This is a genomic window from Bacteroides stercorirosoris (assembly GCF_900142015.1).
Taxonomy (GTDB): domain Bacteria; phylum Bacteroidota; class Bacteroidia; order Bacteroidales; family Bacteroidaceae; genus Bacteroides; species Bacteroides stercorirosoris.
This window is the reverse complement of the sequence record NZ_FQZN01000014.1, coordinates 53,510-78,789: the sequence shown is the minus strand read 5'-3', so window position 1 is coordinate 78,789 and position 25,280 is coordinate 53,510. Positions and strand designations below refer to the sequence as shown.

The following is a 25,280-nucleotide window of genomic DNA, read 5'->3' as shown; positions in this document are numbered from 1 at the left end:
AAGTAATAGAAACATGATAACTAACGAACAGATAGAACAATTCATTGCCCAGGCGCATCGGGTAGGAGATGCCGGATTGACAATTTGCAGTAGCGGCAATATTTCCTGGCGCATTGGCGACGAGGTTTTGCTTTCGGGTACAGGCTCATGGGTACCTTCTCTTACGAAAGAGAAGGTGGCCGTTTGCCGCCTTTCCACCGGAGAAGTGCTGAATGGGGTGAAACCTTCGATGGAGAGCGGTTTCCACCTCGGTGTATTGCGGGAACGTCCCGATGTGAATGTAGTCCTGCACTTCCAGTCCCACTATGCTACGGCTGTAGCTTGTATGAAGAATCGTCCTACGAACTTCAATGTGACGGCAGAGGTGCCTTGTCACGTAGGGAGTGAGATTCCGGTAGTACCTTATTTCCGTCCCGGTTCGAAGGAACTGGCGCAAGGGGTGATTGATGCCTTGAAAGACCATAATTCCGTCTTGTTGCTGAAACACGGGCAAGTGGTGTGCGGAAAAGACTTTGACCAGGCTTTTGAACGTGCCATGTTCTTTGAGATGGCGTGTCGCATCATCATCCAGTCCGGAGGCGACTATACGGTGCTTACTCCCGAAGAGATAGATGACCTTGAAACGTACATCTTAGGGAAGAAAACCAAATGATGAATACCTATCTGGCAGTAGATTTTGGAGGTGGAAGCGGTCGCGTGATGGCCGGTTCCATCTGCCAGGGTACGCTGAAACTGGAGGAGGTGTACCGTTTTCCGAACCGTCAGGTGCGGATGGGAAATCATGTGTATTGGGACTTCCTTGCCTTGTTCGATGAAATGAAGAACGGGCTTCGGCAGGCTGTGCGCAAAGGGTATCATATCAGAGGTATCGGTATCGACACCTGGGGCGTGGATTTTGCTTTGATAGACAGGAAGGGAAATCTGCTGGGAAATCCTGTTTGCTACCGCGATTTGCGGACGGATGGTTTGCCGGAAGAATTCTTTGATACTTTGGAGATGAATGCCTCGTGCATGGATGCTAAGGTTTCCAATAACCATCCCGGTGGAAGCCTTTCCCGTCATTATTCCGAAGCGGGGATACAGGTGATGTCTATCAATACGCTTTTTCAACTCTACAGTATGAAGAAGAGTGATGATATGCAGTTGGAAGTGGCAGACCGCCTTTTGTTCATGCCCGATCTTTTCAGTTTCTTCCTGACCGGGGTGGCGAACAATGAGTATTGCATTGCCTCTACCTCCGAATTGCTTGATGCCCGTAGCCGTAGCTGGAACCGAGCGTTAATCCGTCGTTTGGGAGTATCTGAACATCTCTTTGGTGATATTGTGATGCCGGGCACCGTGCGCGGCAGACTGAAACCGGAGATTGCCGAAGAAATAGGCCTCACGGAAGAAGTGGATGTGATTGCCGTCGGCTCTCACGATACGGCAAGCGCCGTTTTTGCCATTCCTGAAACTCATGTGGATAAGTCGCGTTGTGCGTTTCTCAGTTCGGGAACCTGGTCTTTGCTGGGCGTGGAGTTGGACGAACCCATCCTCACGGAAGAAGCCCGGATATGCGGTTTCACCAACGAGGGTGGAGTAGGCGGAAAGATTCGTTTTCTCCAGAATATCACCGGGCTGTGGATACTTCAACGCCTCATGGCGCAATGGAAGGAGCGGGGTGAGGAGTGTGGCTATGATGTACTGCTTTCTGCTGCCGGAAGTGCAGATATTTCTTCCGTCATTGATGTGGACGATAAAGTATTCCAGAATCCGGCAGATATGCAAGCTGCCATAGCCGGGTATTGCCGTGAACATCAGTTACCCATTCCTGCCACTCCGGGCGAGTATGTGCGTTGCGTACTTCAATCACTTGCTCAACGTTATAAACGGGCTATTGAGCAACTGAACCGCCTACTTCCGTCTCCGATAGAGCAACTGAACATCATCGGCGGTGGTTGCCGCAATGCATTGCTGAATCGCCTGACTGCCGATGCATTGGGCATTCCTATCATAGCGGGACCTGTGGAGGCAACTGCTATCGGGAATATTCTGGTGCAAGCTATAGCAAAAGGAGAAATTGCTAGTCGGGAGGAGATAAAAGAGTATAGTAACACTTAAAAACGACTGGGTACATAAATGATAATTTATCTCCCAATAAGAGAAATATTTTTCTCCTATTGGAAAAAAACATTTTTCCTCAAAAAAGAATTATCCCGCAGCTTTTTATTCTGTAAAAATCTGCTTTTATTTGCATTTTAATAAAATAACTATGGACACACCAATCAAACGTTATCCTGCCAAAGAGCACCACCAACCTGTGGAACGCATTTGCCGGACACTGGAACTTCGTGACGACCCGGAACTGATAGCCGAATACCGTCGCCGTCACAGCCAGGCAGCCATCTGGCCCGAAATACCCGCCGGCATTCGTGAAGTCGGCATCCTGGAAATGGAAATCTATCTGTTAGGCACCCGCCTGTTCATGATTGTCGAAGTACCTGTGGGCTTCGACTGGGATATGGCTATGGAACGCCTTGCCTCCCTGCCCCGGCAACAGGAATGGGAAGACTATATGGCTATCTTCCAGCTTGTGAAACCCGGTTCCACTGCCGCAGAGAAATGGCAGCCGATGGAACGAATTTTCCACTTATATGACTAACTGACAAAAGACAGAAATACCATGAACAACACCAAGAAAACCAGTATTATCAGCAAAGACGGAGTAAGTTATCTCATTCCGTTCATACTTATCACCAGTTGCTTCGCCTTGTGGGGCTTTGCCAACGACATCACTAATCCGATGGTGAAAGCCTTCTCCAAAATCTTCCGTATGAGCGTCACTGACGGGGCATTGGTGCAGGTGGCTTTCTATGGCGGCTATTTCGCTATGGCATTTCCGGCGGCTATTTTCATCCGCAGGTATTCCTATAAGGCGGGTGTGCTGCTGGGATTGGGACTGTATGCCATAGGGGCATTCCTGTTCTATCCCGCCATGCTGACGGGAAATTATTATCCTTTTCTCATTGCTTATTTTATTTTGACGTGCGGTTTGTCATTCCTGGAGACGAGTTGTAATCCTTACATCCTCTCTATGGGTGATGAGGCTACCTCTACTCGCCGCCTGAACCTGGCGCAGTCTTTCAACCCGATGGGCTCGTTGCTGGGCATGTATGTGGCTATGAATTTCATCCAGAACCGCCTCAATCCGATGGATACGGTGGAACGCAGTCAGCTTTCGGATACGGAATTTGCCGCTGTGCGCGATTCTGATCTGATGGTATTGATCGCCCCTTATCTCATCATCGGGCTTGTTATTCTGGCCATGTTGCTCGTAATCCGAATGGTGAAGATGCCGAAGAATGGCGACCAGTCTCATGGCATTAATTTTCTGCCTACGTTGAAGCGGATATTCACGATACACCATTACCGTGAAGGAGTGGTTGCCCAATTTTTCTATGTGGGAGCGCAAATCATGTGCTGGACATTTGTCATCCAGTACGGTACACGCTTGTTCATGTCGCAAGGCATGGAAGAGAAAGCGGCGGAAGTCCTTTCGCAACAGTATAATATCATAGCTATGATTATTTTCTGTGCCAGCCGCTTCATCTGTACATTTATTCTGCGATACCTCAGTTCGGGGCTGTTATTGAAGGTGTTGGCTATTGTAGCTTGTTTCTTTACTGCCGGAGTAATCGGTTTCCAGAATATCTGGGGAATGTATTGTCTGGTGGGCGTATCTGCCTGTATGTCTCTGATGTTCCCCACAATTTATGGTATCGCTTTGCAGGGATTGGGTGATGATGCCAAATTTGGTGCTGCGGGATTGATTATGGCTATTCTGGGAGGTTCGGTATTGCCTCCGGTTCAGGCAAGTATCATCGATTGCCATACATTGCTGGGTATGCCTGCCGTCAACCTTTCATTTATCCTTCCGTTCATCTGTTTCGTGGTGATTGTTGTTTATGGACACCGGTCGTATTGCAGGGAGAAAAGAAAATTGTAAATCACATCTTTTATCTGCTGTTGGATAATGCAGATAAATGCCACACTTCAACAACTGGAATGCCACACTCGGAGAGAGCCGAAGTGTGGCATTTATGGTCTTTAAGTGTGGCATTCCAGTTGTTGAAGTGTGGCATTTCGGGCATTAAAGTGTGGCATTATGGAATAAATAAACAAAGACTGTTTCTTATTTCTTCTTTTTCACTACTTTTGCAGCGCAAGGTAAAACGAGCAAATATTTGCGGAACATAAAAGCCCCCTAACACGGATGAAAGTACTATATTCTTTTTTTCTTCTGTGCCTTTTGACTATAAATACAGTTTGTGCACAGGGAGATGAAATAGATGCGAAATGTTACATCTTATGTATCAACTCATATACAGATGCTTCCCCCTGGAGCAGCCGGGTAATTTCATGTATGACGGAATTTGTGCAGAAAGACCCTAACCTCACTCTTTATGCAGAGCATATGAATGTGCTGCTGATTGATAAGGATACCATTCTGGAAGAATTTAAGCATGATGTTTTAAGTAAATATCAGAAGCGCCCCCGTATGTTAGTTCTACTGGGAAATCCGGCATTGATGTTGCGGGATGAATTGAGAAAGATGTGGGGAGATATTCCTATCATCCTTTGTGCACAGGAAGATTACGTAGGCCCCAAGGAAGTATATCTTCGGAAACAGCCTATCAGGAAGTTCGACAGGGTTCCTGTCTCCGAATTGGCTGACCCTTATAACCTGACTTTCTTGTATGCCGACCTCTATCTTCCCGAAAATATTCAATTGATGAAACAGATCGTCCCCGATATGAAGAAACTGGTATATATCGGTGATGGACGGCAAATCAATCAGAACAATGCGGCAATTATAGAAGAAGAGTTGAGAGCGAACTATCCGCACATCAAGTTCCAGTTTCTGTCTTCTGAAAAGATGACCACGAATCAGTTGCTGGACTCCTTATATTATGTAGACTCAAAGACGACAGGAGTATTGTTCGCTTCATGGTACTATAAATCCACGTTTGCAGGCAATACTTCGCTGGCTACTAATTCTCATAAACTCATAGCTACGGCTAACGCTCCTCTGTTTTCTTTGAATTTTATAGATATTGCGAGCGGAAAAGATGGTATGGTAGGCGGATATACCAATGATCAGGAGTATTATAATCGAAGGTTGACCCAGGTAATGGCGGAAATACTGGGAGGAAAACAAGCGCGTGACATACCGTTTTATATTCCGGTTGATGGAGCACCTGTCATTAATTACGAAGTGTTGCTGCGCAAGGGGCTTTCTCCTTCACGGTGTCCTGCAAATACTCGTTTCCTGAATAAGCCTCTTACATTCTGGGAGCACTACCGATATTTCATTTTGGGAATGCTTTTCAGTATCTTGTTACTGACACTGCTTTTCCTCTATCGCATTCGCAACCTGAATGAGCTAAAGAAGGCACAACAGAAAGAGATAGACATGATGGCTACCTATAAGAATCTGGTGAATAATATGCCTCTGCTTTATATGCGGGAGGAACTGGTTACCGATGAAAATGGTACGCCTGTCGAACTGATTTACAGGAATGTAAATTCAGAATTTGAGAAACACTTCTATCGCAAAGAAGAGGTTGTCGGCAAAAAAGCCAGTGAAATATTTCCTGAATCTATGGCTGAGTTCCTGCACTTCACCAAGATTGCATTGGCGGAGAACAGGGCAATTACATTCCCTTATTACTTTAAGGCCATTAATACTTTCTATGATGTGATATTGAAAGGTACGAATCAAGGCAATATGATTGATGTGTTCTGCCTGAACAGTACGGAACTACATAAAGCACAGCAGAAACTGAGTGCTACGAACAACAAGCTTGCCATGGCTCTTGATGTAGCCAACATTGTTCCTTGGAAGTAGGATTTATTGAGCAAAACCATTTTATGCGACATCAATAAACCGATAGAGTTGAGTATCACCGGGAAAGAAGTGGAAGAAGAGCAACTGGCTGTGCCCGATTCGCAATATTTTGCCAAGATATTCAAGGAAGACCGCCAACGGGTGGAAAAGGCATATCAGGACTTGATTGAGGGACGTTCGGAGAAAGTAAAAGAGGAATACCGGATAGTCAACGTACAGAAAAACAATTTGCGCAAGATAGATTGGGTAGAAGCCCAGGCTGCCGTCGAAACACGCGACGAGAATGGGAAGCCGCTTACGTTGGTTGGGTCTTCCCTCGTCATTACCAATCGCAAGAAGATGGAGCAGGAACTCACCACGGCGAAAGACCGTGCCGAAGAATCCAATCGTCTGAAATCGGCTTTCCTTGCCAATATGAGCCATGAGATACGTACTCCGCTGAATGCGATTGTCGGCTTTTCAGGGATATTGGCATCTACTGAAGAGGAGCAGGAGAAACAGGAATACGTCAGCATCATCGAGAATAATAACACGTTGTTGTTGCAACTGATAAGTGATATTCTCGACCTATCGAAGATAGAAGCCGGCACGCTGGATTTAAAATATTCCAATGTCAATCTGAATGCATTGATGAAAGAATTGGAATGTGGCTTGTTGCTGAGAGTGAAATCAAATGCGGTGAAACTGGAATTTGTGGAACCGGCAAAACCTTGCATAGCCCATACGGAGAAAAACCGGTTATCCCAGTTGATGATAAATCTTGTGACTAATGCCATTAAATTCACCCAAAAGGGGAGTATCCGTTTCGGCTATGAATTGCGGGAAAAGGAATTGTATTTTTATGTAGCGGATACCGGATGCGGTATTCCTAAAGATAAGCAGCAGAACATCTTCGGACGCTTCGTCAAACTGAATTCTTTTGCACAGGGGACCGGATTGGGGCTTTCCATCTGCAAGACGCTGCTGGAGCACATGGGTGGAAAGATCGGTGTGGAGTCGGAAGAAGGACAAGGTTCGACTTTCTGGTTCACATTGCCTTATTCATCGGCTGTGGATGTAGATAAAACGAGGAAACAGGAGGACGCCCAACCCATCGTAGTGGAAAAGGGCAAGTTAACCATCCTGGTTGCCGAAGACAATGCAAGTAATTACAAACTGTTTGAGTCTATCCTGAAATTCGACTATCAGTTGATTCATGCCTGGGATGGCAGGGAAGCGGTAGAGATGTTCAGGGAACATAATCCGCAGATTGTGTTGATGGATATCAATATGCCTGTGATGGATGGTTACGAAGCTACCCAGGAAATTCGCAAGTACTCGGCAAAGACTCCCATTATTGCCGTCACGGCCTTTGCCTATGCTTCGGACGAACAAAAGGTTATGGAAAGCGGTTTCGATGGATATATGCCCAAACCTATTAATGCCAAACAATTGAAAGCGCAGTTGATAGATATCATGCAGAAACGCATTATCCTGTTGTAAGACACTTTTTATTTTGTCTTTTTACGTATTCTTCTGATACTCTGCCGGAGTCATTCCGGTCATTCGCTTAAAGAACTTTGAGAAGAACGATGGATTGGGAAAATTCAGTTCATCCGAAATCTGGAATACCAGCATATCACTATGTTTAAGTAGCACTTTCGCTTCGAGCACTACTGCCTGGTTAATCCATTGCATGACCGTTTGTCCGCTGGTTTCACGAATCACCGTACTCAGGTAATGGGGTGTCAGGCATAGTTTGTCGGCGTAAAAGCTTATGTTACGTTCATGTTTGCCATGCTCGTTTACTAAAGTTATAAAACGGTTGAACGTCTCTTCCTGACGGGAAAAGTGTGTGCGGGAGGCTGTCTGTTTCTGGTCGAGCATATATCGTATATCATATAGCACGGCAGTCACCAGATGCTGTACCACTTCGGTGCGGAAGGGTGAACGGTGCATGCTTTCCCAAAGCAGAGAGAAAAACTCGCCGGTATGTTCCCATTCTTCCGCACTTAGGGAGAGTACAATTTCCTGTCTGCCGTATAAGTCTGTTATACTATTGCTCTGCACAGCCGGCAGGAAATCATTCTCAGGGACAATGACTTGAAAATCATAATCCGGACTTATATCTATTACTTCTATAAGTGAGTTCGGGGGAATGACGATTATTGTCTGCTTTTTCACATCATGCTCTACCAAGTTGATGGAGATTCTCCCTACGCCTTGGGTGACGCGAATGATGCGGCTCTCTTTTGCGCGGTAGGGTTGTCCGACGCGGAACAGTGAACTTTGCATCTGGGCAAAGCTGATAACCATTCCGATGCCCCGGTGGATAGAACGGAATTCAGCACGGGTGATGAGGTTTGCATTATCTTTTATTTCCTGAAAATCGAGATTCAGAGGTTTATTTTTCTTCATTGTTTGGTTTCTGTTAAGGATGTGTATCTGTGGCAAAGGTAAGAAAATAGTGTTATTTAATGCTCTATTCGATCATATATCGAACAAATGGAACATATCATTCGATTAATGGAAAGTATTTGTGTAGCTTTATGGTCTATCTTTGCACTGTAATTCGTAGCTAATTAACAAGAAATAGATATAGACATGAAACGAACGATTTTTTCTTTTGCTTTTCTGTTCACGGCTGCGCTGATGCACGCCCAGTTGACACTGGAAGAATGTCATCATCAAGCACAGGTCAACTATCCGCTGGTACGCCAGTACGGGCTGATAGAGAAGGCACGTGAATATAATCTTGCCAATGCCGGAAAGGGATATTTGCCGCAGTTTTCTATTTCGGGAAAAGCGACGTATCAGAGCGATGTCACGAAACTTCCGGTGGAGATACCGGGCGTTGATATAAAAAGTATGCCTAAAGACCAGTATCAGGTGATGCTTGAAGTATCGCAGAACATTTGGGATGGTGGCGACATACACTCAAAAAAGCAACTGATGCGGGCTACTTCGGACGTAGATCGTGAGAAACAGGATGTGGATATGTATGCATTGAACGACCGTGTGAATCAGGTTTACTTCGGTATTTTATTACTGGACGAACAGTTGCGACAAAACCAGCTTCTGCAAGAAGACCTGGAGCGTACCCATAAACAGGTTTCTGACTATATGGCGAATGGCATTGCCAATCAGAGCGACCTGGATGCCGTGAGCGTGGAGATACTGAATACCCGCCAGAAGCGCATAGAATTGGAGTCTTCACGACAAGCATATTTGAGTATGCTTTCCATATTTATAGGAAAGGAAATCGCTGCCGGAACTACCTTGCAGAAACCTGCGGATATTCTTGAATCAGCTTCACTTGTGAACAACCGTCCCGAACTTCGCTGGTTCGATGCACAGGGGAGCCAACTGAATGTGCAGGAGTCTGCCTTGAAAACTCGTTTGCGTCCTCGCTTCGGGCTGTTTGTGCAGGGAGCTTACGGCAATCCGGGGCTGAATATGCTGAAGGATGATTTCTCTGCATATTATGTGGCGGGAGTCCGTATGTCATGGAACTTTGGCAGTCTGTATACTTTGCGCAACGACCGCAAGCTGATTGACAATAATCGTAGGCTGTTGGAGACAAACCGCGATGTTTTTCTGTTCAATACCCATCTGCAATCCACCCAACAGAATTCCGCCATACTTTCCATGCGCAAACAGATGGCGGATGATGACGAGATTATCCGTTTGCGTGTCAACATCAGAAAGGCTGCCGAGGCAAAAGTTGCGAACGGAACACTCACCGTTACCGATATGTTACGTGAAATTACATCAGAGAATCTGGCACGCCAGACTAAAGCTGCACATGAAGTGCAATTGCTGATGAATCTTTGGAATTTGAAATATACATTGAATAATTAAAGGCAAAAATATACATCATTATGAAATCAAAGAATTTACTGAGACTTTGTTCCCTATTGGCCCTTTTCTCCGCTTGTGGAAATGGTACTCCGAAATATGATGCTACCGGAACATTCGAAACCACCGAAGTACTGGTGTCCGCCGAAGCATCGGGCAAGTTGCTTTACTTCAATATAGAAGAGGGCACTGTGCTGAAAGCAGGTCAGGAAGTTGGTGTGGTGGACACTGTGCAACTCTATCTGAAAAAGCTGCAACTGGAAGCCAACATCAAATCCGTTGAAGAACAGCGTCCCGATATCTTGAAGCAAGTGGCTGCCACCAAAGAGCAGATAACGGCTGCTGAACGGGAACGTAACCGTGTGGCAAACTTACTAAAAGTGGGTGCCGCCAACCAGAAACAACTGGATGATGCGGACGACCAGCTTGAAGTGCTCCGGAAACAACTCGTGGCACAGAACTCCACATTATCCAATAGTCACCAGAGCCTGACATGGCAGAGTTCTTCTGTCGGCATCCAGGTGGCTCAGGTGGAAGACCAATTGAAGAAGTGTTATATCACTTCTCCGATAACCGGAACCGTGCTGGCTAAATATGCCGAAGCAGGAGAGCTGACCGCTGTGGGTACGCCACTTTTCAAGATTGCCGATACGCAGCAGATGTATCTTCGCGCATACATCACTTCCGAACAATTGTCACAAGTGAAGCTGGGGCAGAAGGTTACCGTTTTCTCTGATTATGGCACCGATGAGCATAAGCAATATCCGGGCGTTGTCACCTGGATTTCGGACACTTCCGAGTTTACTCCGAAGACCATTCTGACTAAGAATGAACGTGCCAATCTGGTGTATGCCGTCAAGATAGCCGTGAAGAATGAAGGCTATCTGAAGATAGGTATGTATGGAGGAGTGGAGTTTAGTGATAAGTGATAGAGTGATAGAGTGATAGAGTGATAAAGTGATAGGTGATAAAGTGATGAGTGATAAAGTGATAAGTTTATGGAACATGCGGTTGTTGTAGATAACGTTACCAAGAAATATGGGGCGGTGGAGGCGTTGAAGGGTGTTTCCCTGACGGTTCCTTCCGGGGAGTTGTTCGGAATCATCGGGCCCGACGGGGCGGGGAAGACTTCTCTTTTCCGCATCCTCACCACCTTGCTGCTTTCCGATAGCGGGACTGCCTCCGTCTGCGGCCTGGATGTGGTGCGGGATTATAAGGAAATCCGTCGCCGTGTGGGCTATATGCCCGGACGTTTCTCCCTCTATCAAGACCTGACGGTGGAGGAAAACCTGAACTTCTTTGCCACCGTTTTTCACACCACCATTGAAGAAAACTACGGCCTGGTGAAAGATATCTACCAGCAAATAGAACCTTTCAAGAAACGCCGTGCCGGAGCATTGTCCGGAGGCATGAAGCAGAAACTCGCCCTTAGTTGTGCGCTTATCCACAAGCCGGACGTTCTCTTTCTCGATGAGCCTACTACGGGTGTCGACCCTGTCTCCCGTAAGGAATTCTGGGAAATGCTTCGTCGTCTGAAAGAGCAGGGTATCACCATCATTGCCTCTACACCCATCATTGACGAAGCGCGCCAGTGCGACCGCATCGCCTTCATCAATGAAGGGCAGATACATGGAATAGATACTCCGAAGCGTATTTTGGAACAATTCTCAGATATACTTTGTCCGGCAGGCTTGCAGCATGGCAAGGCAGAACAGAAAGAGGAATACGTCATTGAAGTGGACGGACTTACCAAGCGTTTCGGAAATTTCACCGCCGTCGATCATATCTCTTTCCGCGTTCATAAAGGAGAAATCTTTGGTTTCCTGGGTGCCAACGGCGCCGGAAAGACCACTGCCATGCGTATGCTCACCGGACTGAGTCACCCGACGGAAGGCATGGCACATGTAGCAGGTTTCGACGTAGCTACCCAAACGGAAGAAGTGAAGAAAAACATCGGCTATATGAGCCAGAAGTTTTCTCTTTACGAGGATCTCAAAGTATGGGAGAATATCCGCCTCTTTGCCGGAATTTACGGCATAGCGGAAGATGAAATAGCACGGAAGACCGATGAACTCCTTACGCGTATCGGCTTGGGTGCGGAACGTGATACGCTAGTGAAAAGCCTTCCTTTAGGTTGGAAGCAGAAACTTGCTTTCTCCGTTTCCATCTTCCATGAGCCGAAAATCGTCTTTCTGGATGAACCTACCGGCGGTGTGGACCCTGCCACCCGACGCCAGTTCTGGGAGCTTATTTACCAAGCAGCCGACCGTGGCATCACTGTCTTCGTCACCACCCATTTTATGGATGAGGCTGAATATTGCGACCGTATCTCCATTATGGTGGACGGTGTGATTCGCGCCCTTGATACGCCTGATGAACTAAAACGACAATTCAATGCCGTCACTATGGATGATGTGTTCCAGAAACTTGCACGGGAGGCAGTGCGGACGGCGGATTAATAAAGAATAGACAATGAAACAATTCATAGCTTTTGTCCGAAAGGAATTCTTCCATATCTTCCGCGACAGGCGTACGATGCTCATATTGCTGGGTATGCCTGTTGTACAGATTATCCTTTTCGGCTTTGCCATCACAACGGAAGTGAAGAACGTACGTGTAGCGGTTCTAGACCCGTCCAACGATATGGTTACCCGCCGTATCATCGACCGTCTGGATGCCAGCGAATACTTTTCCGTAACTACTTACCTGCATTCTCCCGGAGAGGTGGAAGCTACTTTCAAGCGGGGAGACATAGACTTGGCGCTCATCTTTAACGAGCAGTTTGCCAACCGTGTTTATACAGGTGAGGCCCGCGTGCAGTTGATTTCCGATGCTACCGACCCTAATACGGCAACTACGCAGGAGGGATATGCTGCCAATATCATAACCGCTGCCGGACGGGAAATGCTTCCTCCGGGTGTGCGGGTTGCTTCCATTATTCCCGAAGTCAAGCTGCTTTATAATCCGCAGATGAAGAGTGCGTACAACTTTGTGCCGGGTGTGATGGGGCTTATCCTGATGCTGATTTGTGCAATGATGACTTCCATCTCCATTGTCCGTGAGAAAGAAACGGGTACGATGGAAATTCTGTTGGTATCTCCCGTGAAACCCTTGTTCATCATTCTTGCAAAAGCGGTGCCTTATTTTGTATTGTCGTTTGTCAATCTTACGACTATCCTGTTGCTTTCAGTCTATGTGCTCGATGTACCCGTAGCAGGTAGTCTGTTCTGGCTCATAACGGTGTCATTGCTCTTTATCTTTGTTTCGCTGGCTCTAGGATTGCTTATTTCTTCGGTGACGCGGACACAGGTTGCCGCCATGCTTGCGTCCGGATTGATATTGATGATGCCTACCATGTTGCTCTCCGGCATGATATTTCCGATAGAGAGTATGCCGGTGATACTGCAAGGCATTTCAGCCGTGCTGCCTGCCCGTTGGTACATTCAGGCTGTACGTAAACTGATGATTGAGGGAGTGGATATTTCGCTTGTTCTGATGGAAGTCGGCATTCTTGCTACAATGGCAACGATACTGATAACTATCAGTTTCAAGAAGTTTAAGAACCGATTAGAATAGGAGGGAGCTGTTATGATAAAATTTCTGATAGAAAAAGAATTCAAGCAATTACTGCGCAACTCATTCCTGCCGAAGATGATTTTCATTTTCCCGTGTATGATTATGATACTGATGCCGTGGGCCGCGAATCTGGAAATAAAGAACATCAACCTGAATATTGTGGATAATGACCATAGTACCCTTTCCCGCCGCCTTGTAGACAAGATAGGTGCATCCACCTATTTCCGCACGACGGCCCTTCCCAAGACATATGACGAGGGCTTGGAAAGCGTGGAGATTGGCACTGCTGACATCATTTTGGAGATTCCCCGTGACTTTGAAAAGGATTGGGTGCATGGCAAAAGTCCCCGTCTGCTGATTGCTGCCAATGCGGTGAATGGGACTAAGGGTGGTTTGGGAAGTTCTTATCTTTCCTCCATTATCAGTGATTATACACGCGAGTTGCAGGCGGAATCTTCTTCACATGGAATGCATTCCGGCAGGGCACTCCCGAAAGTGAGTATAACGACTCAGAATTTGTTCAATCCTAACCTGAACTATAAACTATTCATGGTACCGGCATTGATGGTTATGTTGCTGACAATGATTTGCGGTTTTCTTCCGGCTCTCAATGTGGTTGGCGAGAAAGAGGCGGGGACTATTGAGCAAATCAATGTGACTCCTGTCGGGAAATTCACCTTTATTCTCGCAAAGCTGATCCCTTACTGGCTGATTGGGTATATAGTACTTACTATCTGCTTTTTCTTGGCTTGGTTGCTTTATGGCATTTTGCCCGCCGGGCACTTCCTGACTATTTATCTTTTCTCGATGGTTTTTTTGCTGGTGGTTTCGGGCTTTGGGCTGGTAATTTCCAATCATTCGGGCACTTTACAACAGGCGATGTTTGTCATGTGGTTCTTTATGCTGATTCTTATTCTGATGAGCGGTTTGTTTACGCCTATACATAGCATGCCGCAATGGGCACAATTTATAGCCGCCCTCAATCCGCTGAAATATTTTGTAGAAGTAATGCGTACTATATATCTGCGTGGAGGTGGTTTTGCGGATCTCTTACCGCAGTTGGGAACCTTGCTTGTCTTTGCGGTTTTCTTTAACCTGTGGGCTGTGAAGAGTTATCGGAAAAGTAGTTAGGGTAAGTAACAAAGAGGTCGGAAAACTTAATTTTCCGACCTCTTTAGTATTATTCAGTAACTCTGCTTTTCAGATAATCCGGAGGCAGTAATACCCCGTTTGTACTGTGTCTTTCAATAGACTGGTAAACAGGTATGCGCATTCCTTCTTTGGGAGAATCAACAGCACGCGAGGAGGGCACTGTACCATTAATCACTTTTAATGCATAATTCAGCATATATTCGTTAGGATCACCTAAGGGAAGTAACTGCTTGCTCTCAAATTCGTCAAGCGGATAATTCGGATCGAGTCCTGCGCTATAATCGTTACTTGCTCCTTCTTTATTCGTGATACGCATCACAATCGGCTGAATAGCCCATTCGTATTTCTTATCAGAATAATGAAGGGAACCTACGTTTTTACCTTCCGTAGTTTCACCGATAAGAATGATATTATCTTTTCCATAATAAGGTATCAATCCGTTTATTACAGCTTCAGATGCGGAAGCAGTTGATGAACTTGTCAGAATGAACAGTCGATTCAACTTTAAATGTGTAGTTTCTCCCTCAGCATTGAACCTGATGTTAAAAGATTTACCTTTATTGTCTGTCTCTATCCCGAATATATCATTCTTATGGCTTTCATCCACTAATAAACTGGCAAGTATGGTTGCCGAACTTAGGTATCCACCCCCATTATAGCGCAAATCAAGTATGAATTCATCTACATTTTGTGAAGCAAACTCACCGAGAATCTCTTTCATTTCATTATCATAAGCTTTGTCGTTAAAGCCATCTGGTCCTGTTGTAAAATGGTTATAAAGTAAATATCCAACCTTTTTGCCACCTGCGTCAAGCGTTGTGTGACAGTATAGCGGATTATCTTCTACCTTTCGAGAGGCGGATAATGCCACATTTTTTGTTTTATTCTCATCCGATGGATCTAACATGATTGTTAACTCAATTGCCGGACCTTTGAGCAATTGCGTAAAATTGTTCTGATTCAATTTGACACCATTTATGTAGGTCAACCAGTCTCCCCGTTTAATTCCGGCTTCTTCTGCCGGACTGTCGGGGAGGACGTATAGCACCCATGAACGGTAATACCCCAAAGGTTTACCATTCTGATCCACCATATTGAAAGTCACAAACTCCATCCCGTATGTATCATCCGAATCAATACTGGTACGTGTACCGGACACATAGTCTTTGTTTTTCTCAATATATGAATAGTAGTGATGTGTTCCATTGCGAGCTTTTCCATCTTTCAGACTAAGCAGAGAACGAAAGAATGTTTCCGGTTCGGCATCGAAGTTCAGTTTGCTTTCTTGTGGGATTTCATTATACCACAAATAGTTTTCCCGCATAGTCTCTTCTATCCAGTGATTTACTTCCAAACCTTCGTTGGGAGTATCAGGTGTTTTCCCGGAATCATCATCGGAACATGAAATAAACAGGGCTGGGCCGCATAGCAAGCCTAACCAAGCGATGATTGCATATAAAGATATTTTTTTCATATGTAATGTTTTTATAATTAAGCAACTACAAACGAACGTAAAATTAGCCATATAAACAAGTAAAAAGATTAATTTAATAGGATAATAGAGTGATTTATTCTTATTTACGGCAATATATATAGTGAGTAATTTCGTTTTATTGTTTTTTATCCTACTTTTGCAATCAAATTTAAAATATCTGATACCTCAATGAACACGCAGACAACTTATCTTGCCTCTAAGCCACATTATGAAATTCTTGACGGATTACGTGGTGTAGCCGCTGTTATGGTCGTAGCTTTCCACCTTTTCGAAGCACATTCGGGTGGCAGCCATCTCACGCAAATTATCAATCACGGTTATCTTGCCGTAGACTTTTTCTTTATGCTTTCGGGCTTCGTAATCGGCTATGCCTATGATGATCGCTGGAGCCGGATGAGCATCGGTACTTTCTTTAAACGCCGTGTCATCCGTCTGCATCCTATGGTGATTATGGGTAGCATTATCGGTGCTGCTTTCTTTTTCTTTCAGAAGTCCCCTTGTTTCCCAGGGATGGATAATGTTTCAGTGGGAACCGTGCTGATAATTATGCTTTATGGTTGTACGTTGCTTCCGCTTCCTTTGAAGTGGGACATTCGTGGATGGACGGAAATGCATCCGTTGAATGGTCCGGCGTGGTCACTTTATTATGAATATATCGGTAACATACTGTATGCTTTGTTTGTACGTAAGTTCAATAAGGTTGCACTGTCTGTACTTGTTTTCCTGGCGGCTTGCGCTACGTTGCATCTTTGTCTCACGGCTCCGAAGGGTGACATTGTTGGCGGTTGGGCATTGAATTGGGAACAACAGTATGTGGGCTTTGTCCGCTTGCTCTATCCATTCTTTGCCGGGTTGCTGTTGTCTCGTCTGGGTTGGCTGATACGAGTGAAGAAGCGTGCATTCTGGTGGTGCAGCCTGATGATTGTGGTGATTCTTTCTGTTCCCCGCATCGGTGGTGAAGACCATTTCTGGATGAACGGACTCTATGAAGCTCTCTGCATCATTTTCATCTTCCCGGTTATTGTATCTATGGGAGCGGGCGGAAAGGTGACTGGCAAACGTTCCGTAGGAATTTGTAAGTTTCTGGGTGATATTTCATATCCTGTATATATCACTCACTATCCACTGATATATACTTACACGGCATGGGCGTGCAACAACAATGCTACGATAGCCGAAGGTCTTCCTTATATGATACTGACCTTTGTTGGTGCCTTTGTTCTTGCTTACGCCTGTCTGAAACTCTACGATGAGCCTGTACGCAAATGGCTGACGAATCGTTTTCTGAAAGGTAGTCGCAAGGTGAAATGAATTATTCTCCTGATGATATAAGGAAACGGGCAACTTCTTTTTGTGGAAGTTGCCCGTTCTCATTTTTAATAATTCATCTGTTGGTTTCAGTGGAAAAATTTATTTCACTTCAATGGATTTCTTGTTCTTTTGTTTTTCTTCGGCTGAGAACTTCGGCAGGTTGATGTTCAGCACACCGTTTTCTACTTGTGCTGCAATCTTTTCCTTGTCCACATTGTCCGGTAATATCATGGTCTGTTGGAACTTAGAGTATGAGAATTCGCGGCGCAGATAGCGACCGTCTTTCTTTTCCTCCTTGTTTTCAGTCTTCTTTTCCATGCTGATAACCAAATTGTTGTCTTCGTCGATATGAACGTTGAAATCATCTTTGGTCATTCCCGGAGCAGCCAACTCTACTTTGTATTCCTTTTCCGTTTCCATCACGTTGATAGCCGGAGCGGTTGCATTGGCTTTTTCCATCCATTCGTTATCAAAGAAATCATTAAAGATACTTGGTAACCAACTTTGAGTTCTTCTAACAGGCATCATAATTTTAGTCTCCTATCCTTTAAGTTAAACATTCAGTTAGTTTTGAACTTCCGGTCCGTATTTACCTTTCGGTTGCTGTTTTTCAACTGCTTTCGTGCGGTTTCTGAACCGTTGTTCATAAACGTTATCGCAAAACGCGTGCCAATTGCTTTTGGTTTCGCTGATTAACAAAATGTCACTAAATTTCTGACAAAATTACTTGGTTTATGCCGTTTTGTACGTTTTTTATATAAAATTGCTTTATGGGGCTACTAATTTGAAACGCATTCTCCATCGCTTGGCTTCTTCATTCCAGTCGTGACTGATGACTTTGAAGGTCCCTATCTCGGAGGTATTCTTTACGTGTGTTCCCAAGCAAAGGCATTCATCATAATTGCCTACTTTCACTACGCGTACCGTTTCCGAAGCGTCATCCGGCAACCGTTTCAGGTCGAAACGTCCCTGGGCTTCTTCTTGGGTGATGAATTCTGTGGTAACATCCAATCCTTGTGCTATCACTATATTTACTGCTTCTTCCAGTCGCCTCACATCGTCTTCGGTAGGAGCGGACTCCAATGCATAATCCAATTTGCTTTTCTTTCTTTCTATATGTGCCGATACTGATCGTCCGCAACCAAAGAGGTTCATCATGGTTCGGTTGATAATATGCTCGCAGGTGTGCATCGGCGGGTATTCCTGCTTGTTGTGGTCGTTGAGTTGAATTTGTTGTTCCATAAATTATTTCAATAGTTAATATAATGCTAATAGCATTTGTTGTTCCTATCTTTTTGTGATGCCTACAAAGGTAAGTATTAGCAATGGAATCTACTAACCTTCTTCTCTTTATCTTTAAACAATCATCTTACCAACACCCGGGTGTTGGTACTACTAACATGGGGATGTCAGTCATACCAACATGGGGGTGTTGGTAGTGCTTACACCCCCATGTCGGTAACACTATTCTTTAAAGAAACGTCGCTTTACCTTTAAAGATATTGTGATTTAAATGCTACTATAAATAGGAATCTATCAGAATTTACTTATTTTTGCATAGAACTTCCTATAGAAGTAACCTTTAACTAATCGAGAATCGGATGAAGAAAATAATCATATTCCTATATATATGTGGTGTATGTATGTGCCAGCTTCATGCTGCTACCAATAATGTTGTAGACTCCCTTTTATCACAACTGGACCAAGTAATCCAAAACCGTCCCGTATACATAGAACAAAAAGAAAAGAAACTGAATGACTTGCGAAAAGCCCTCAGACAACGTATTTCCGACGAGAACCGCTTTACCCTGTTAGGAGAGTACCTGGATGAATACCGTTCCTATAACACAGACTCTTCCCTTTACATCTCCCGCGAGAGATACCAGGTGGCACTGCGGATGAAGAACAAAGAACATCAGGACAACGCCCTTATGAATACCGCCGAGATTATGGGTACGGCAGGCATGTACAAAGAAGCCATTGACCTGATGCAAAACGTACATATCAATCAATTACCTGATGAGCTTCACCCATACTATTATCATATCTACCGTACAGTCTACGGCCTGATGGCTGATTATGCCGTTACGGAGCAGGAGAAAAAACTCTATGCCGAAATAACGGACAAATATCGCGATTCCTTGCTATTGGTCAACAAAGACAACCTTCTGGTGTACACGCTGATTCAGTCCGACCAGTACAATGTGCGGGGTGAGTTTGAGAATGCCATTCAGTTATTGACGGACTATCTGGCAGGACAGATAGATAATGTACACGATGTAGCCATCTGTGCCTACACATTATCGGAATCATACCGCTTGAAAGAAGACACCGAAAAAGAGAAAGAATATCTGATTCTTTCCTCCATCGCAGATATGAAGTCTGCGGTGCGCGAATATATTTCTCTGCGAAAGCTGGCTGTGTTGCTCTATCAGGAAGGAGATATAGACCGTGCCTATTCTTATCTGAAGCTCTGTATGGACGATGCCGTGTTCTGCAATGCCCGGTTGCGTATTCTGGAAATCCTGCAAATCTTCCCCCTTATCAACGACGCTTACCAACAAAAGACCGAGAAACAACAGGAACAAATGGAGTGGGCGTTAGTCTCTATCAGCCTGTTGTCCATCTTCCTTCTGATAGCCATCTTCTATGTATATAAGCAGATGAAACGTGTGGCCGCCGCACGCCATGAAGTGGTGGATGCCAATAAGCGACTGAAAGAATTGAATGAAGAACTCCACCGCTACAACCTGCAACTGAAAGAGGCCAACCACATCATTGCCGAAAATTCCTATTTGAAAGAGGAATACATCGGACGATACATGGACCAGTGTTCCGTATATCTGGAAAAGATGGATAACTACCGCCGTTCGTTGGGCAAGATAGCGGCAAGTGGTAAGGTGGACGAACTGTATAAACACATCAAATCTTCCAAATTCATAGACGAAGAGCTGAAAGACTTCTATGCGAACTTCGACAATACCTTCCTGCAACTGTTCCCCACCTTTGTAGAAGACTTCAATGCCTTGCTTGCCGATGGCGAACAGATTTATCCGAAAGCTAACGAACGGATGAGTACGGAGTTACGCATTTTCGCCCTGATTCGTTTGGGCATTACCGATAGTGTGAAGATAGCCCAGTTCCTGCGCTATTCTGTGACTACCATATATAATTACCGTACCAAGGTTCGCAACAAAGCTGCCGGCGACCGTGACTTATTGGAACAGGAAGTGATGAAGATAGGTAAATCTAAAGACTGAAATGCCGCTTTCAGGTCCTATTAGTGTCCTTTTTACGCTTATATTCTTACTACTTTTTTGAGATAATACTACTATCGTATTTTGTTGGATATTAGTTGTTTGCGATTTGTAAAACGGCTGATGCCACTACTTTTTCACTCTTTCCTCCTTCATCGGTTCTTCTTATCCGATACATTTGCATTGTTCCTCTTACGGAGGGGCAACAGCATGTGACTTATGTTTTATTATTAACTTTAAATTCTTATATTATGCAAAAGTACAAAATGCCAATCAGGCTTCGAATCATGGTTTGTCTGATAGGAATGTTACTTCCGATGTGCATGTTCGCACAGCAAATCACAGTACAAGGTGTAGTGAAGGACCAGACGGGTGAAACCGTTATCGGGGCCAGTGTGGTGCAGAAGGGCACGACGAACGGAACGATAACAGGTATCGATGGCGATTTCCTGTTGAATGTGCCTTCGGATGCCGTTCTGGTAGTCTCGTTTGTGGGTTACAAGACTGCGGAAATCTCCGTCAAAGGACAGAAACAAATTCAGGTAATGCTGTCCGAGGACAGTGAGATGCTGGATGAAGTGGTGGTGATAGGCTATGGAACCATGAAGAAAAGCGATTTGACAGGCGCCGTATCTTCTTTGGGCAGTAAAGATATTAAAGATGCTCCTGTGTCCAATTTAGGACAGGCCATTCAGGGTCGCATCTCCGGCGTACAGGTAGTGGATGCCGGAAAGCCGGGCGACAATGTCTCTATCAAGATTCGTGGTTTGGGTTCAATCAATAACTGCGATCCGCTGGTGGTGATAGACGGAGTGCCTACCGACCTGGGATTATCTTCGCTGAACATGGCGGATGTGGAACGTCTGGACGTACTGAAAGACGCATCAGCTACAGCTATTTACGGTTCGCGGGGAGCCAATGGAGTGGTGATGATTACTACCAAGCGCGGAACGGAAGGAAAAGGCAAGCTGTCAGTTTCCGCCAATTGTGCTTTCCAGAATGCCACGAATGTACCTTCTTTGCTGAATGCCGCCCAGTATGCGGAGTTGAGCAACGACATGATGACGAATAGCGGACGCAACCCCAATCCGAATTGGGCGAACCCTTCCGAACTGGGTGCAGGTACCGACTGGATGGATGAATTGCTTCGCACGGGCGTGATGCAGAACTACACGGTAAGTTATTCCGGAGGTAATGAGAAATCCCATTATTATGTGTCCGGTGGTTTCCTCGACCAGTCGGGTATCGTAAGCAGTGTGAATTACCGTCGTTTCACGTTCCAGTCCAACAGCGACGCGCAGGTGTTGAAGTGGTTGAAATTCTCTAATAACATTACTTTCAGTACCGATACGAAAGACTCGGGCAGTTATAATATAGGTGATGCGCTGAAAGCTCTTCCCGTCCTTCCGGTGAAGAATGAAGACGGTTCCTGGAGCGGACCGGAAGGTAATTCGGAATGGTACGGCAGCATCCGTAACCCGATAGGGCCTACGCAACTTAACAAGAGCCAGACGAAAGGTTATAATTTCCTTGCCAACCTGACAGCGGAACTGACCTTTACCAAATGGCTGAAATTCAAGAGTACATTCGGCTATGACGCCAAGTTCTGGTTCATCGACAATTTCACTCCGAAGTATAACTGGAAGCCTATTCCGACGGAAGAAACCTCACGCTATAAGAGTGATAATAAATCATTCACCTATCTGTGGGATAACTATTTCCTGTTTGACTATACGTTTGCCGAAAAGCATCGTATAGGCTTGATGGCAGGTTCTTCCGCACAGTGGAATGAGAACGATTACTTGAACGCCCAAAAGAATGTCTTCATGTTCGACAATGTGCATGAAATGGATAACGGTCAGGAGATGTACGCCATTGGCGGCAGTTCCAACGAATGGGCATTGCTTTCGTACATGGCACGCGTCAATTACTCTTACGAAGACCGTTATCTGTTGACGGCGACGGTTCGCCGTGACGGTTCCAGCCGTTTCGGTAAGAAAAATCGTTGGGGTACTTTCCCGTCAGTCTCTGCGGCATGGCGTGTTTCGCAGGAAAAGTGGTTCCCGCAGAATAAGTTTGTAAACGACTTGAAGTTGCGCGTCGGATATGGTGTGACGGGTAGCCAGGCAAGTGTGGGCAATTACAGTTATCTGGCATCTTATAATACCAGTGTGTACCCGTTCGGCACCACAAGCGGCAATCAGACGGCGCTGGTTTCTTCCACGCTTGCCAATCCTTATATCCATTGGGAAGAGGTGGCGCAGACGAATATCGGTTTTGATGCCTCCCTGTTCAATTCGCGCATCACCTTCTCGCTGGATGCTTATCTGAAAGAGACCAGGGATATGTTGGTGAAAGCGTCTATCCCTATCACGTCGGGTTTTGAGGACACTACCACTACTTACACCAATGCCGGTAAAGTCCGCAACCAGGGTTTGGAAATGAGCCTACACACCATCAACCTGACGGGTGAACTGGGCTGGGAGACAAACCTGACCGCCACTTACAATAAGAATAAGATTAAAGACCTGAACAGTGCGGTTCCTTACTATATCAACCAGATTAACAACTCTTACGTGACGATGCTGGCAAAGGATTATCCGATTAACGTATTCTACGGTTACGTGACGGACGGGCTGTTTCAGAATCAGGCGGAAGTGGATGCGCATGCCGTGCAGCCGGGAGCGGAGCCGGGCGACATTCGTTTCAGGGACTTGAATAACGACGGTGTCATCAATGACAGTGACCGCACGGTGATAGGCAATCCTAATCCGAGTTGGTTCTACTCAATGAACAACAGTTTGTCCTATAAAGGTTTTGAGTTGTCCGTCTTCCTCCAGGGAGTGGCCGGCAACAAGATTTATAATGCCAACAATATCGATAACGTCGGTATGGCTGCCGCATACAATCAGTCCACCGATGTACTGAAACGTTGGAGAGGAGAGGGAACAAGCTATTCCATGCCGCGTGCCGTCTTCGGCGACCCGAATCAGAACTGCCGTGTATCTGACCGCTTTGTGGAGGACGGTTCTTATCTTCGTCTGAAGAATATCACGCTTTCCTATACCTTCCCCAAGCAGTGGTTGCAGAAGATACAGATAGAGAATGCGCGCCTTTCCATCTCTTGCGAGAATGTGGCTACCATCACCGGATATTCCGGTTTCGACCCGGAGGTGGACATCAACGGAATTGATTTGTCCCGCTATCCCATCTCACGTACATTCAGTGTAGGTTTAAACTTTAACTTTTAAATTGATTCGGATATGAAAAAGATAACAAACTTAGTATATGCGCTGGCTGTGTTGATGCTGGTTTCATGTAATGACTTCCTTGATAAGTCTCCCAAATATGCGGTTGACCCCGAAACGACGGTGACCGACGACGTGGCTGTAGCACTGACGAATGCTTGCTACAAGGCGCTTCAATCCTCCAATCTGTATAACCAGCGTATGTGGTCGCTGGATATCGTTGCGGGTAACAGTCTGGTAGGTGCAGGCGGTGGTACGGACGGTCTGGAAACCATACAGGCATCCAATTTTATCACGCAGAGCGATAATGGCATGGCATTGTATATGTGGCGTTCCCCGTGGGTAGGCATCGGGCAGTGTAACATTGTGCTGACCAGTCTTCCGCAGGCGGAAGCCGTGTCGGAGAGCATCAAGAACCGTTGCATGGGCGAGGCTTATTTCCTCCGCGCTCACTACTATTATATTTTGGCGCGTTTGTACGGTGGTGTACCTTTGCGTCTGGAGCCTTATACTCCGGGGGCGTCTACGGCAATAGCCCGCACGACTCTGGACCAGACTTACGAACAGATTATTTCCGATTGCAGGAATGCCGTCGATTTGCTTCCTGCAAAAGCTGAATATAGCGAAGAACAGAAAGGACGTGCCTGCAAGGATGCCGCCCTGGCCATGCTGGCGGATATTTATCTGACCTTGGCACCCAATCACACAAGCTATTATGAAGAGGTGGTGGATTTGTGCAACGAAATCACGAATCTGGGCTACGACCTCTCCACTTGCAAGTATGAAGACAACTTCGACGCTACCATCAATAATGGTCCTGAGTCTTTGTTCGAAGTGCAGTATTCCGGCAGCACGGAATATGATTTCTGGGGAACGGACGGTCAGTCTTCCTGGCTTTCCACTTTTATGGGGCCGCGCAACTCGGATTTTGTAGCAGGCAGTTACGGTTGGAACCAGCCTACGGAGGAGTTTGTGGGGCAATATGAAGAAGGTGATAAGCGGAAAGACCTGACGGTGCTTTACGACGGTTGTCCGGACTTCGATGGAAAGACTTATAAGAGTTCTTATTCCAACACCGGATATAATGTCCGCAAGTTCCTGGTTTCTAAAACCATCTCTCCGGAATATAACACGAATCCGAATAACTTCGTCGTGTATCGCTACGCAGATGTTCTTCTGAAAAAGGCGGAAGCTTTGAACGAGATGGGACAACCGGATCAGGCCGTCGCACCCTTGAATATCGTTCGTAAGCGTGCCGGGTTGCCTGAAGTTTCGGGCCTGTCGCAGGAGGCGATGCGTGAGAAGATTATTCACGAACGCCGCATGGAGCTTGCTTTCGAAGGGCATCGCTGGTTCGATATGATCCGCGTCAATAATGGCGAGTATGCCATCCGGTTCCTGCAATCCATCGGTAAGAGCAGTGTGAATAAGAACCGTTTGCTATTCCCCATTCCGCAGACGGAAATGGACGCAAACGTGTTGATGACACAGAATACAGGCTATTAATCACTTAAATC

The 25,280-nt window shown here is 45.7% G+C and carries 17 protein-coding genes and 1 pseudogene; 14 read left to right on the top strand and 4 right to left on the bottom strand.

Annotated features, from left to right (window positions below):
- Positions 1 to 13 precede the first annotated feature (13 nt).
- From BUC01_RS11970 to BUC01_RS11950, 5 genes and pseudogenes are all read left to right on the top strand, one after another.
- Positions 14 to 652, top strand: a complete 639-nt coding sequence (locus tag BUC01_RS11970; protein ID WP_025832283.1) for a class II aldolase/adducin family protein — start codon at positions 14 to 16, stop codon at positions 650 to 652.
- The gene (locus tag BUC01_RS11965; protein WP_025832285.1) at positions 652 to 2,100 is read left to right on the top strand and encodes a rhamnulokinase; all 1,449 of its coding nucleotides are present in this window, start codon (positions 652 to 654) and stop codon (positions 2,098 to 2,100) included. Before BUC01_RS11970 ends, BUC01_RS11965 begins: the two co-directional genes overlap by 1 nt.
- A 151-nt stretch (positions 2,101 to 2,251) precedes the next feature.
- A complete protein-coding gene (locus tag BUC01_RS11960; protein WP_025832287.1) occupies positions 2,252 to 2,641 on the top strand; it encodes an L-rhamnose mutarotase in 390 nt (129 codons plus the stop codon).
- A 21-nt stretch (positions 2,642 to 2,662) separates the two neighbouring features.
- Entirely contained in the window at positions 2,663 to 3,985 is a 1,323-nt protein-coding gene (gene fucP, locus BUC01_RS11955; protein ID WP_073313791.1) for an L-fucose:H+ symporter permease, read from the top strand.
- 267 nt (positions 3,986 to 4,252) lie between these two features.
- Positions 4,253 to 7,369: pseudogene (locus BUC01_RS11950) on the top strand (ATP-binding protein).
- 21 nt (positions 7,370 to 7,390) lie between these two features.
- Here BUC01_RS11950 and BUC01_RS11945 read toward each other — a convergent pair.
- Positions 7,391 to 8,284 carry a helix-turn-helix domain-containing protein gene (locus tag BUC01_RS11945; RefSeq protein WP_025832288.1) on the bottom strand — a complete coding sequence of 298 codons (894 nt, stop codon included), beginning with the start codon at positions 8,282 to 8,284 and terminating at the stop codon, positions 7,391 to 7,393.
- Positions 8,285 to 8,464: 180 nt separating this feature from the next.
- On the opposite strand from BUC01_RS11945, the gene BUC01_RS11940 reads away from it, so the two are divergent.
- From BUC01_RS11940 to BUC01_RS11920, 5 genes are all read left to right on the top strand, one after another.
- Positions 8,465 to 9,727, top strand: a complete 1,263-nt coding sequence (locus BUC01_RS11940; RefSeq protein WP_025832290.1) for a TolC family protein — start codon at positions 8,465 to 8,467, stop codon at positions 9,725 to 9,727.
- A 20-nt stretch (positions 9,728 to 9,747) separates the two neighbouring features.
- Positions 9,748 to 10,653, top strand: a complete 906-nt coding sequence (locus tag BUC01_RS11935) for an HlyD family secretion protein (RefSeq protein WP_025832292.1) — start codon at positions 9,748 to 9,750, stop codon at positions 10,651 to 10,653.
- Positions 10,654 to 10,722: 69 nt separating this feature from the next.
- Positions 10,723 to 12,183: an ATP-binding cassette domain-containing protein gene (locus BUC01_RS11930; protein WP_073313789.1), complete on the top strand. Its 1,461-nt coding sequence runs from the start codon at positions 10,723 to 10,725 to the stop codon at positions 12,181 to 12,183.
- A 13-nt stretch (positions 12,184 to 12,196) separates the two neighbouring features.
- Entirely contained in the window at positions 12,197 to 13,300 is a 1,104-nt protein-coding gene (locus BUC01_RS11925; protein WP_025832295.1) for an ABC transporter permease, read from the top strand.
- 12 nt (positions 13,301 to 13,312) lie between these two features.
- The gene (locus tag BUC01_RS11920) at positions 13,313 to 14,431 is read left to right on the top strand and encodes an ABC transporter permease (RefSeq protein ID WP_025832297.1); all 1,119 of its coding nucleotides are present in this window, start codon (positions 13,313 to 13,315) and stop codon (positions 14,429 to 14,431) included.
- A 49-nt stretch (positions 14,432 to 14,480) separates the two neighbouring features.
- Here the strand turns inward: BUC01_RS11920 and BUC01_RS11915 are convergent, their stop codons facing one another.
- Positions 14,481 to 15,926 carry a S41 family peptidase gene (locus tag BUC01_RS11915; RefSeq protein WP_025832298.1) on the bottom strand — a complete coding sequence of 482 codons (1,446 nt, stop codon included), beginning with the start codon at positions 15,924 to 15,926 and terminating at the stop codon, positions 14,481 to 14,483.
- Between the two features lie 189 nt (positions 15,927 to 16,115).
- Between BUC01_RS11915 and BUC01_RS11910 the strand changes: the two genes are divergently transcribed.
- Positions 16,116 to 17,258 (top strand): acyltransferase family protein, encoded by a 1,143-nt coding sequence (locus BUC01_RS11910; protein ID WP_025832299.1) that lies wholly within the window; start codon positions 16,116 to 16,118, stop codon positions 17,256 to 17,258.
- A 99-nt stretch (positions 17,259 to 17,357) separates the two neighbouring features.
- On the opposite strand, the gene BUC01_RS11905 is transcribed toward BUC01_RS11910, so the two are convergent.
- Positions 17,358 to 17,786, bottom strand: coding sequence for an Hsp20/alpha crystallin family protein (locus BUC01_RS11905; protein ID WP_175560878.1), 429 nt, complete (start codon positions 17,784 to 17,786; stop codon positions 17,358 to 17,360).
- Positions 17,787 to 18,026: 240 nt separating this feature from the next.
- A complete protein-coding gene (locus BUC01_RS11900; protein ID WP_025832301.1) occupies positions 18,027 to 18,500 on the bottom strand; it encodes an alanyl-tRNA editing protein in 474 nt (157 codons plus the stop codon).
- A gap of 359 nt (positions 18,501 to 18,859) precedes the next feature.
- On the opposite strand from BUC01_RS11900, the gene BUC01_RS11895 reads away from it, so the two are divergent.
- From BUC01_RS11895 to BUC01_RS11885, 3 genes are all read left to right on the top strand, one after another.
- Complete coding sequence (locus BUC01_RS11895; protein ID WP_025832302.1) at positions 18,860 to 20,518, top strand: DUF6377 domain-containing protein; 1,659 nt, start codon at positions 18,860 to 18,862, stop codon at positions 20,516 to 20,518.
- A gap of 248 nt (positions 20,519 to 20,766) precedes the next feature.
- Positions 20,767 to 23,766 carry a SusC/RagA family TonB-linked outer membrane protein gene (locus BUC01_RS11890; protein WP_073313825.1) on the top strand — a complete coding sequence of 1,000 codons (3,000 nt, stop codon included), beginning with the start codon at positions 20,767 to 20,769 and terminating at the stop codon, positions 23,764 to 23,766.
- Between the two features lie 12 nt (positions 23,767 to 23,778).
- Positions 23,779 to 25,269, top strand: a complete 1,491-nt coding sequence (locus tag BUC01_RS11885) for a RagB/SusD family nutrient uptake outer membrane protein (protein ID WP_025832303.1) — start codon at positions 23,779 to 23,781, stop codon at positions 25,267 to 25,269.
- The last annotated feature ends 11 nt before the right edge of the window (positions 25,270 to 25,280 follow it).